The sequence below is a fragment of the Streptomyces sp. NPDC007971 genome, from assembly GCF_042958635.1.
Lineage (GTDB): Bacteria > Actinomycetota > Actinomycetes > Streptomycetales > Streptomycetaceae > Streptomyces.
In genome coordinates this window covers 30,702-41,889 of record NZ_JBIBJK010000034.1, presented here as the reverse complement: position 1 = coordinate 41,889, position 11,188 = coordinate 30,702, and the positions used below count along the sequence as shown (strand labels likewise).

At 72.1% G+C, this 11,188-nt stretch carries 7 protein-coding genes; 5 read left to right on the top strand and 2 right to left on the bottom strand.

What is annotated here, in order from left to right; all coding sequences use genetic code 11:
- Window positions 1-139: 139 nt before the first annotated feature.
- A complete protein-coding gene (locus ACFZCP_RS42760; RefSeq protein ID WP_391442179.1) occupies window positions 140-1,840 on the top strand; it encodes a stealth conserved region 3 domain-containing protein in 1,701 nt (566 codons plus the stop codon).
- Between the two features lie 322 nt (window positions 1,841-2,162).
- The gene (locus ACFZCP_RS42755; RefSeq protein ID WP_391442178.1) at window positions 2,163-2,801 is read left to right on the top strand and encodes a hypothetical protein; all 639 of its coding nucleotides are present in this window, start codon (window positions 2,163-2,165) and stop codon (window positions 2,799-2,801) included.
- Here the strand turns inward: ACFZCP_RS42755 and ACFZCP_RS42750 are convergent.
- Entirely contained in the window at window positions 2,788-4,074 is a 1,287-nt protein-coding gene (locus tag ACFZCP_RS42750; RefSeq protein ID WP_391442177.1) for a PAS domain-containing protein, read from the bottom strand. The genes ACFZCP_RS42755 and ACFZCP_RS42750 overlap by 14 nt on opposite strands.
- 365 nt (window positions 4,075-4,439) lie before the next feature.
- Here ACFZCP_RS42750 and ACFZCP_RS42745 point away from each other — a divergent pair, with 365 nt between their 5' ends.
- Genes ACFZCP_RS42745 through ACFZCP_RS42735 form a run of 3 tightly spaced genes read left to right on the top strand, consistent with a single transcriptional unit; the run spans window position 4,440 to window position 9,387 of the window.
- Window positions 4,440-5,813 carry an ATP-grasp domain-containing protein gene (locus ACFZCP_RS42745; protein ID WP_391442176.1) on the top strand — a complete coding sequence of 458 codons (1,374 nt, stop codon included), beginning with the start codon at window positions 4,440-4,442 and terminating at the stop codon, window positions 5,811-5,813.
- Entirely contained in the window at window positions 5,810-7,822 is a 2,013-nt protein-coding gene (locus tag ACFZCP_RS42740; protein WP_391442175.1) for a PEP/pyruvate-binding domain-containing protein, read from the top strand. The genes ACFZCP_RS42745 and ACFZCP_RS42740 overlap by 4 nt, the downstream gene beginning before the upstream one ends.
- Window positions 7,819-9,387, top strand: coding sequence for an MFS transporter (locus ACFZCP_RS42735; RefSeq protein ID WP_391442173.1), 1,569 nt, complete (start codon window positions 7,819-7,821; stop codon window positions 9,385-9,387). Before ACFZCP_RS42740 ends, ACFZCP_RS42735 begins: the two co-directional genes overlap by 4 nt.
- Window positions 9,388-9,495: 108 nt before the next feature.
- Here ACFZCP_RS42735 and ACFZCP_RS42730 read toward each other — a convergent pair whose 3' ends face one another.
- Window positions 9,496-10,872, bottom strand: a complete 1,377-nt coding sequence (locus ACFZCP_RS42730; RefSeq protein WP_391442171.1) for a glycosyltransferase 87 family protein — start codon at window positions 10,870-10,872, stop codon at window positions 9,496-9,498.
- Between the last annotated feature and the right edge of the window lie 316 nt (window positions 10,873-11,188).

Sequence of the window (11,188 nt, the reverse complement as noted above, 5' to 3'; positions counted from 1 at the left end):
CATGGACCCAACGGCCGCTGAACAAGAACAGGCGCAGTCTCGGCCGCTGCCCAGAACTCCCCCCGCCGATCCCCCGGCCGTCAACAGCCGTTCGGTCAATGCCGAGGGGGCTGCCCTCGTCAGGGCCTACCGGGCCTTGATGCCACACCGGCTGCGGCGGAGCATCGCACGCCGTTACTCGCCCGAGTCGCGCAGGAAACTCAAGGCCGTGGTGAGCGGTGCGTTCGTGACGGCTGCGGTGCGCCGGTCGAGGCTGGCGTTGCTGACCCTGCTGTGCCGTTCACGGACCGAGGCCGCCGGGGCGGTCGTGGTGTGGGCGGACGGCCGCGCGCGCATCGCGCTGCGGGAACAGCATCTCGCGCCGCACGTGGCCCGGGCGGGCAACCTTTCCCGGGTGACCGCAGCCCTGGAAAGTTCAGGGATCGACTACTTCTGCGTGCGGGGCCAGGAACGGCATTCCACCATCGTCGCGGTGCCCGCGGGCGAACGGCAGCAGGCCGTGGACTCACTGCGCAGACTGTGCCAGGCGGTCCCGGGATATCTGGTGTGCCGAGGAGCCGGCAGCGCTCGTGTCCTTCCCGCCCACCGGGAGCGCGCGTGGCGGGCAGCGGCGAAGGCCCCGGCACTGGGTCTGTTCTGGTTCCACGCCGAGCCTGGGGACCAGCTGGTGCTGGGGCCCGAGCATGCCTGCGAGATCGAGTTCTGGGAGCCGCAGGACGGCATGCTCCAGGCACCCCGACGTAACGCGGTCACCGACTCCGTACCCGTTGACGAGCCCATGGTGCGGTCTTCCGTGGCCGCATTCACGACTCCGGCCGGACACCGCCCCCAAGGCCGCTCCACGGCAACGGTGCGCACCCGCAAGGCCTTTACGGCACTGCTTCCGGGAGACATCGACTTTCCCGTGGATGCCGTCTACACCTGGGTGGACGGGAGCGATCCGCTGTGGCTGCGCCGCCGGGCCGCCGCGTCGAGCGAGGGCCTTCACGAAGAGGCGGCCAACGCCGGCCGGTACGCCGACCACGACGAGCTGCGTTACTCGCTTCGCTCGCTGTCCATGCACGCCCCGTGGATCCGCAACATCTACCTCGTCACCGACGACCAGACCCCGCCCTGGCTGGACACCGACCAGCCCGGCATCCAGGTGGTCAGCCACCGCGACATATTCAGCCGGCAGGAATTCCTCCCGACGTTCAACTCGCATGCGATCGAGAGCCAGCTCCACCACATCAGCGGTCTGTCCGAACACTTCCTCTACTTCAACGACGACGTCTTCCTCGGGAGTGAGGTCCTTCCCGAGGACTTCTTCCTCGCCAACGGCCTGAGCAAGTTCTTCCCCTCGCCGGCCCTGGTTCCGCTCGGTCCCCGCGCCGACCAGGACCCGCCGGTCTCCCTCGCGGGCAAGAACAACAGGGCCATCGTCCAGGAGCGCTTCGGCAGACTGCTGGTCCAGAAGATGCGCCACGTGCCGCATGCGCTGCGACGCACCGTTCTCGACGAGATCGAGGAGGACTTTCCCGAGCAGCACCGGATGACGGCCGCCACGCGGTTCCGGGGGCCGGACGACCTGGCCGTGACCTCGTCCCTCTACCACTACTACGCCTTCCACACCCAGCGGGCTCTGCCCTCGGAACTCACCTATGCCTACATCGATGTGTCGTTGCCGAACTCGGCCAACCGGCTGGACCAGTTGCTCCTGAAGCGCGACAAGAAGGTGTTCTGTCTCAACGACACCTGCTCGACGGAATCGGACTACGACCGCTGCAACCGTCTTCTGAAGTCCTTCCTCGACGTCTACTTCCCTGTGCCGAGCCGATTCGAGAAGCACGCCGGAGCCTGATGCCGGCAGCGCGGACCGAGGGGCGCCTTCCGGTGCCGCCGATGGCGCCGCTCGGTCGTCGGCACCATGGCGCCGTTCGGTCGTCGACACCAGGCACCGCTCGGTCGTCGACGCATCGAAGGGCCGAGCGGCCTCGCGGCGCGCCCACCGCACCACTACGCCACCCCGGCACCGTGTCGAGGACATGTGCCCGTGGAGCCCGGTGGCAGAGCCGCCTGCGACGTACCGTCAAACGACCGGCCGAGTCCCCGCCACGACAGCCACGCCTCACCCGGCGGGAGCCGGCCGTCTCCGATGCCGTCACCGGAGCGGGAGCACACCCATGCGCCTCTACGCCCAGACCCCGCCTCGTCTGATCCGTCAGGTGCTCGCGGACCTGATCGCCCTGGCCCTGATCGCGGTCGCGGTGAAGTTCGCCCTGACCGTCCACGACGCGCTCCTGTTGCTGGCCGAGCCGGGGCGTAAGGCACAGGGCGCGGGTGACGACCTCGCGACCGGCCTCGACGGCGCCGCCGACGCGGCTTCGAAGGTGCCGCTCATCGGAGGCTCCCTGAAGAAACCGCTCCAGTTCGCCGCCGGCGCCGGCAACGGTCTGTCCGACGCCGGACAGTCGGTGCAGCACATCGTGGGCCAGGTCGCCGATCTCACCGCACTCGCGCTGATCGTCCTGCCCGTGGCCTTCGTACTGGTGCTGTGGCTCCCCGCGCGCCTGCGCTGGATCCGGCGCAGCGCCGCCACCCGGCGCCTCGTCGACGGCCCCGGAGGCGCCGACCTGCTGGCCCTGCGTGCCCTCACCGGACCGCAGCGCGATCTGGCCGCGGTCGCCGTCCCGGCGGGTGGCCTCGCCGACGCCTGGCGCCGCGGGGACCAGCAGGTCATCGCCGACCTCTCCAGGGTCGCGCTCGAACGGGCGGGTCTGCGGCCCGGACGGGCGGGGCCGAGCGCAGTCAGGCGGGGCTGAGCGGATGTGCCGCCGTGGTGGAGCGCGGCGGCCAGGAGTGCGGGGAGAGGATGCCGAGCACGTAGGCACGGGCGACCAGTGCCGGGCGGGTCGCGACTCCCAGGAGGTGTCGCAGGCGGCTCAGGTGGTAGTCGACGGTCTGCCGCGACAGGTGCAGGGTGTGGGCGATGTCCGCGTTGCTGTGCCCGGCGGCCAGCAGGGCGAGTATGCGCACCTGGGCGGCGGTCAGCGGTGGCTGCGCCTCGTAGCTGAGGCCGAGCCGGGTGATGACCGCCCAGACACCGGGCAGCCGGTCCGCGGCATGGCGCACGGCACTCAGATGGATCCAGGCCCGGCGCCGGCGGTCGCCGTCGACGAGCACCGCGCTGGTGCGTGCGCTTCTGCGTCGGCCGGCGATGAGGTCGTCCCAGATCCGGTGCAGCGCCGTCCGTTCGGGTGTGCGGGCCAGCAGGGTGTCGGCGGGCGATCCGACCAGGTCGCCCAGGCGGACGTGCAGCAGCTCGGCGGCGGCGGTGCCCGCGTCCCTGACCACTCCGTCCGCGGACAGGCGCAGGCAGGCCAGGCCGCTGTGGTCCCGCAGCGCGCGCAGGTCCGCTTCGGCCTGGCGCCGCTGGTCCAGCGCGCGGGTGTAGTCGGTGATGTCGACGTAGATGCCGGCCACGCAGCGCCGCGCGCCCCAGCGGACGGGGAAGCGGTATCCGGCCGCGTGCCCGCACGAACCGTCCGAACGCCGGTAGACGAGCGTGTGCCGTACGGAGTGCCCGCCGGTCAGGACCTCCTCGTCGAGGGCCAGGAACCGCGCCGCGTCATCGGGCCTGTCGATCTCCGCGAGGTGCCGGCCGATCAGGGTGTCGCGCGTGGTTCCGTACAGGTGGGCATAGGCGTGGTTCGCCCAGACGTGACGGCCGTCGGCGTCGCGGACGAACACCGCGGCCGGGCTCAGGTCGGCGAAGGACGCGTACGGCCCCGCCCCGGCCACCGGGCCGCCCACCTCGACCGCGAGTCCCCTGCTGCGCCCTGCGGGCGCGCCGTCGCCGCGGGCCGGCCAGTTGACGTCGAACGTGCGGCCCTCGAACCACGCCTGGTAGGGGCCCTCGCCGGGTAACCGTGACGGACCACCGTGATCGGCGCACAGGGCCTGCAGGAAGCGCCGGGCGGTGCGCTCGTCGGCGAAGGCGCCGCCCCCGCTCTCGACCAGTTCCGAGCCGCTTTCGGCTTCCCACCAGGACACCGGGAGGGGCGCGAGCAGCGTCTTGAAATCGGCCTCGTCCACGACTCGACTCCTTCAACGTTCCACGACATCACTTTGCGTAACACATCATGCGTGTCCCGTAGGGGCCTTCGGCATGCCGGAGGGTCCGGTACCCGCCCGGGCGCCCCACGCGTGCACCCGGGACGGGCACTAACCCATCACCAGACCTTCACGTGACGTCACCCGCCTTCACCAGTCAGGCATTTGCCTGAGACGTCGACGCTTCGCACTCCCGGAAACGGGCAACCGGGCTGCTTCGCTTGATGACGAGACCGCACGGCGGCGGACGACCGGCCGCCCCACCCGGCGCCACCGCTGCGCGCGTGGCGCGAACCGCCGCGCGCACCGGGAAGAACTCGCCCCAGGGACGAAGGAGATGGGATTTCGTGACGAAGGTGCTGTACGTGCATGCCAAGGGTGGTCCCCCGGTGGGGTACGCCCTGCCCCGGGTGGCCGCGAGGTCAGCCGTGCACCTGCTGGCACTCAGCGACCTGCCCGTCGGCAGGACGGCGGACCCGGCGGGGCTGTGCGCCTCGGTCGTCGCACGCGGGGACGCGGACGACCACGACCTGGTGGAACTCATCGCCTCCCGTGCCCGCGAGGTCGGCGCCGACGCCGTCGTCACCTTCTCCGAGTACGCGGTGGTCGCGGTCGCCGAGGCCTGCCGACTGCTCGGGCTGCGGGGCGCCGGGCCGGCCGCGGCCCTCGCCCGCGACAAGCGCCTGATGCGCGCGGCCTGGGAACGCCACAGCATTCCCCAGCCCCGTTTCCGTGCCGTGGCGACGGACCGGCAACTGCACGTCGCGACGGCGGAGTTGTCCGGCCCGCTGCTGCTGAAGGCGGCCTGGAGCGCCGGCTCGACCGCGCACCAGATCATCGAGGGGCCCGCGGACGTGGCGGGCGCGTGGGAACGGTCACGTGCGGTGATGACCGAGTCGGCCCGGCTCGGCTACGCGGAACTCCATGTCGGCGGCGCCGGTGAGGACTTCATCGTCGAGGAGATCGTCACCGGCTGTGCCGGGGAGTGGTTCGACGGACCGGGCTGGGGTGACTACGTCAGTGTCGAGGGCGTGGTCGTGGACGGTGTCTTCCGGCCGGTCTGTCTCAGCGGCCGGATGCCGACGGTGGCGCCGTTCACCGAACGGGCCGGCATCACCCCGGCCGCGGTCGCTGCGGGGGCCCAGGCCAGGATCGTCGACCTGGCGCGGCGCGCCGTGGAGGCGCTCGGGCTGGAGAACTGCGGCACCCACACGGAGATCAAGCTGGGCGCGGACGGCCGCATGTGGGTGATCGAGACGGCGGCGCGGTTCGGCGGCGCGATGACGGTGCCCCAGATCGAGGAGGTCTTCGGGCTCGACCTGGTGGGCATGTTCACCGACCAGTTGCTCGGCCGGCCGGCCGACTGGCCGTCACGGGCGCTCACCCCCGCGGACGCCGAGGGTGCCGCCGGGTCCCTCGTCGTCCTCGCCGTGAACGGCGAGGGCGCCCCGTGGCCGCGCCGGCATCTGTGGGACTCCGCGTCGGTGATCCGCTCCGCGCCTGTCCGCGCGGGCAGCACCCTGTCCGTCGTCCACGAGAGTTCCCTGCCGGACGGCACACCCGTGCCGGTCTACGATCCGGCCGCCGGCGCCAACACGATGGCGGGACTGTGCCTGCTGTCCGCCGACCGGCCGCAGACCGTCGTCCGCGACCTCACCGCCCTGGTGGACGCGCTGCCGCGCATCCTGCCCACGGCCGTCGCCGAGGGGGTGCGGGCATGACCCTCGCCCTGGACGAGGCCGGAGCACCGGGGTCCGCGGGCGACCGCACCGTCGTCGGCGCCAACCTGTCGCTGCCCCTGTTCCGGACGCTGTCCGGAGTGCTTGCCGGACACCCGTACCTGAAGATCGTGGTGGACCGCGCCGACAGCACCTGGCACCTGCTCGACACGCGGGTGCACCCCTTCCACGTCGACTACATCGCCACCCGCGTCCTCGGCATGTCCCTGGACGACCTCGACCAGGCCCTGGACGCCTTCAACGCATCCGTGTACATGGACCCCGAGCGCCGCTTCCTCCTCGGGGTGCTGTCCCTGCACGCCGAGGAGGAAGCGGACGGCACCGAGCGTCCCTTCCTGGTGCTGGAGACCACCGAGGCGGACACCATGCAGGGCTCCCTGCTGGAGGAGTTCTACCTCTATGTGCGCGAACGGGTGGACGGACGCCTGCCGCTGCTGCTCAAGCCCGCCAACCACGGCCAGGAGCAGGAACTGGCCTCGGTCGGCGAGGCGGCCGTACCGCGCGTCCTCAGCCACGAGTTGTTCGGCGACCGGACCCGCACCTGCCTCAACCCCGGAGAGGCCGAGGGCCGACTGCGCCACTTCTCCACCCTGGCCGAGTACGAGGCAGCCGCCGCGGATCTCGGCTGGTCGGACATCGTCGCGATGCCCCGCCTCCCCGACGATGTGCCGAGGGTCGCCGGCTTCGTCAACACCGCGCCCACCACTCCGCTTTCCCACACCAACGTGCTGGCCTCGGGCTGGGGCATCCCGAACGCGATCGTCCGCGACCTCGACGCACTGGTGCGGCGCGACGGCCTGGACGGCGCCTGGGTGCGCTACCGGGTCCGGGAGGACTCCGTCACTCTGGAGCCGCTGCCCGGCCCGCCCGCCCTGGAGAAGCCCGCCTGGCACCAGCAGCGCATCCGCATCGGGACACCACTGCTGCAACAGGCCCCGGTCCTGCCCCTCGACCGGCTGCGGCGCACCGACCGCGACAGTTACGGCACGAAGGCGGCCAACCTCGGAGAACTGCACCACGTCCTGGACAGCCGCACCGCCGACCTGACGGTCTTCCACGCGCGCCCGCGCCCGCCGCGCCGCCACCTCCTCGGCCACCTCGGCGCCCGCCTCGGCGAAGAAGAAGCCTCGCCCGAGCGACTGCGCGCCGCCGCGGCCGCATACGTGGCCCGGACCGTCCGCGCCCCCGAGGGCATGGCCCTGCCGTTTCACCTCCACCATCTGTTCCTGACCTCCTCCCCCGCGCTCCAACAGGGCATCGGCAAGCTGAAGATGGCCCTGGAGCTCGAGGCGTTCGACATCGTGGACCCGCTGTGCCTGACCCTCCAGCACCTCGTGCGCGGCACGCCGATGCCGGACGAGGTGGCCCGGGCGATCACGGCAGCGGTGCCGGACCTGCTGTCCGACGGCCGCCGCATGGTGGTGCGCTCCTCCTCCAACGCCGAGGACCTCCCCGGCTTCTCCGCGGCCGGGATCTACGACTCGGTGACCACCGTGCGAGGGACCGGACAGCTCATGGACGCCGTGCGGCAGGTGTGGGCGTCCCTGCTGTCGCCGCGCAGCGTGCGCCTGCGGCACCAGGCGGGCATCTCCCTGGACGACACCTACATGGGAGTGATCGTCCAGGAGTACGTGCCCGCTCGCCTCGGCGGTGTGCTGGTGACCTGCAACCCGGCCCGCCGGGAGGACTTCCGCAACGTGTACCTCAACTGCACCCCCGGTTCCCCGGAGCGGGTGGTGGACGGTACCGTCCTGCCACAGCAGTACCTGTACAACACCGTCGAGGGCGGCGGACGTACGGTGGACATCGGCTCCGCGGGCACGGACCTGCCGGCCCAGACCCGCTCGGCGCTCGCCCGGCTCTCCCTCGCCGGACGCCTGTTGCAGTCCCATTTCAGCGAGGACGACGCCGACGACGCACTGGACATCGAGTGGCTGATGTCGGACCGAGGGGCGTTCCACCTGGTCCAGATCCGCCCCTACGCCCGGTGAGCCGCAGTATGCCCGCCCTGTGGCGCCGGGGTGGGCGGCCGGTCTCCTCCCCGGTCGCCCGCCGCATCATCCGCCTCAACAACGGCTTCCAGTTGCTGTTCAACCTGCTGTGGTGGATGCCCGTCTTCTACGCCTACCAGCGCGACGCCGGTCTGTCCGACAGCCAGATCTTCGGCATCCAGAGCATCTACTACATTGCGTTCTGTCTGTTCGAGATACCGACGGGTGTCGTCGCCGACCGCATCGGCGCCCTCAACTGTCTGCGCGCGGGCGCGGTCGTCATGACGGCGGCGAACATGGCGCCGGTGCTGGCCCCGTCGTACACCGGTTTCCTCGTGCACTTCCTCGCCATCGCGGCCGGACGCTCCCTCACATCGGGCGCGGCGAGCGCCTACCTCTACGACGGTCTGCGCGCCGAGGGGGCTGATGCCCACTACCTGAAGGCCGAGGGCACCGCACGGTCCCTCGGGCTGGCCGCCAAGGTGGTCTGCTGGCCGCTCGTCGGCCCGCTGATGGCGCTGGCCCCGCAGACCCCGTACGTGCTGAGCGCGGCAAGCGCGGCCGGATCCCTGGGCTGCGCGCTCGCGCTGCCGCGCCTCGCGCCGCGCGGCACCGGCACCGGCACCGGCACCGGGCAGGGGGCTGCCGGGCGGCGCCACGGAAGTCTCCTGCGCGACACCGGTGCCGCGCTCCGTGCCCTCGGCACGTCGCCGTGGCTGCCGCTGCTCATGCTGCAGGGCGTGGCGGTGTTCACGCTGTCGCGCATCTGCCAGGTCAACCTCTTCCAGCCGGTCCTCCTGGAGCACGGGATCGGGGAGAGCACGCACGGCACGGTGCTCGCGGCCATGACGGTGGCCGAAGCGGTGACCTCGGCCCGTCCGCAGTGGCTGAGCCGGCGGGTGTCGCCGGCGATGTGGGTGTCCGTGCTGAGCGTGGCGCTCGCCCTGGCACTCGCGGGCACCGTGCTCGGCGGGCCCTTGCTCGTGGTTGCGCTGCTGTGCGTGTTCGCCGCCATCACCGGGTTCGTCTATCCCGTGCAGCGCAAGCTCGTCAACGACGCCATCCCCGTGAACACGCCGCGCGCCACGCTGCTGTCGGTGGAGAGCATCGTCGACCGTGGCGTGTGCGCGCTGGCCGCGGTCGCCGCCGGAGCGTACCTGGAGGCCGGCCGCCTCGATGCCCTGCTGTGGCAGAGCGCCGCGGTGACCTGCGTGCTGATTCCGGTCCTGCATCTCGCACTGCACCGGCTGGGTCCGGCAGGCCCGCGCACACGCCGTGAGGCACACCTGCGTGCGCACGAGGCGAGCCCCGGTCCCGTCCCCGGCGCCGGTCCGGGCACGGCCTCCGCTTTCCCCTCGGGCACGGCCTCCGCTTCCCCTTCGGGCACGGCCGGTTCGGGCCGACCGGCGGGATCGGTGCCGGTCTCCCGTCCGGGGTCCGGCCTCGACCGGGATGCCCGGGGCGCGGGCGAGAAGGGGGTGAGAAGACCGGACGGGGCGCGGCCGGCGACAGCGGACCAGCCCGTACCCCTGCCGGTCGACGAAGGCCTCGCACCGCACCCGTGATCGGCGGCCCGGACCGGAACGGCCTGTCCGCCGGACGACGAACACGCACGATCGCCCGCACGCAGTCGTTCCCCCGAGGCCCGCGGTCATTCCCCACGACGCCCGCGGTCATTCCCCCGAGAGTCCCGTGCGTGGGCGGCGCGTGGTCTGTCGTTGCGCGGAGGGCGCAGTCCGGCCGTCTTCGACTGTCCGGGGCTGGGTGTCCTGGTGGCGTGGGTCCGGCCGGTACGCGCGGTGGTGGGCATGTCGGCCGACCAGGGTCCCGTGCCGTGGCCGGGGCTCGCCCGCGGCAGTGGCAGGACACAGCCGGGTCTCCAGGGTCCGTTGGTGGTGTGCCGGTTCGCCCGTGTGACGGTCCGTGGCCGGGTGGTCCGTCGACAGGCGGGCGGCGAACCGGGGCCAGGCGAGCAGGACGACGGGGTAGATGGCGTAGCCGATACGGGTGGCCGGGGAGAGCGCTATCGCCAGGGCCAGGCCCAGGGCCAGTCGGTCGGCGGCGGCGATGGCGCTCTTCGGAGGGCGGACCAGCAGCGACAGCCCTACGCCCAGGGCGCTCAACGCGATGAGCGCCAGTGTGACGGCCTTGCCGTCGGGGACCAGCAGGACGATCAGGTGTCCGAGCAAGGGGCTCTGCGCGGACGACGCCGTGGGACCGAGGCCCAGCGGATAGAGGACGACGTTCTGGTAGAACGCACTGCTGTCCACCAGGGCCGCGGGCAGGATGGCGAGCACGGCCACTCCCGTGGCCGCTGCCGCGCACCTGAACGCGGCACGCCGTCCGCCGCACACCACGAGCACGGCGACGATCACCGGGATGGCAGGCCAGGCGGTCCACTTCAGGGCCGCGGCTGCTCCCACAGCCAGGCCCGCCCATCCCGCACGACCCCGGTGCGTGAAGGCCAGGGCCAGACAGATCAGTCCGACGACCGGCGGGTCCACGCCACCGATGGTGAGTGGCAGCGCGACGACGGGGCAGGCGATCAGCCACAGGGCGCCCGTCCACCCGGCGGTGCCGTGCGCGGTGGCGTCCGGGCCGGTACCGCTGTCCCGGCCCCTGGTCAGAACCCGCACGGCACCGGCCACGGCTGCGAGGAAGCCGGCGAGGAACCACAGGCGGCCACTGGTGAACGGGGTGTCGCCGAACACCATGTGCGGTATCCCGAAGAGCGCCATGCCGGGAAGGTAGGGATTGAAGTCCCGTACCGCATGTGGCGCGCTGTTGTAGGGAGTTCCGGAGGAGAACAGCAGCCCGGCGGCCCGTTCCACGACGCCGACCTCCATCTGCGCCCTGCCGATCACGGTCAGGTACAGCAGGGGCAGGGCAGCCGCTCCGACGACCGCGATCAGGGCAGGGGTACGGGCCCACGGCCTGGACGACTTCGCTGCGGCCAGGGCGGCGCAGGCGTATCCCGCCGCGGCGACCAGGCCCCACACCTTCTGCGATGTGTCGGGGGGAGACAGCAGCCCCACCACGAGCGCCGACACCGCGCACACCACCAGTACCGGCCGGTCCCACCGCCGCCTGCGGCGCGAGGACCTGCCTGCGGAGCAAGCCTCCGGCTCCTGTTTTCGAGCAGTTCGTGACATCAGAAATCAACCCCTTGAGGAGGACATGAGGATCGGTGAGGGACCGCGGTGAGAGAGGAGTCCGCCGCCCGGCGTCGGAGCGCTTCCGTGAGGCGTTCCGCATGACGGCCCTGGGCTTGCGGCAGCGGCCGGACGATGGGGACGTCCCGGAGCCCGGGCTTCGGCGGCCCGTTCAGCGACGACGAGGCGGGTCCACGAGGCCGGCCACCGAGTC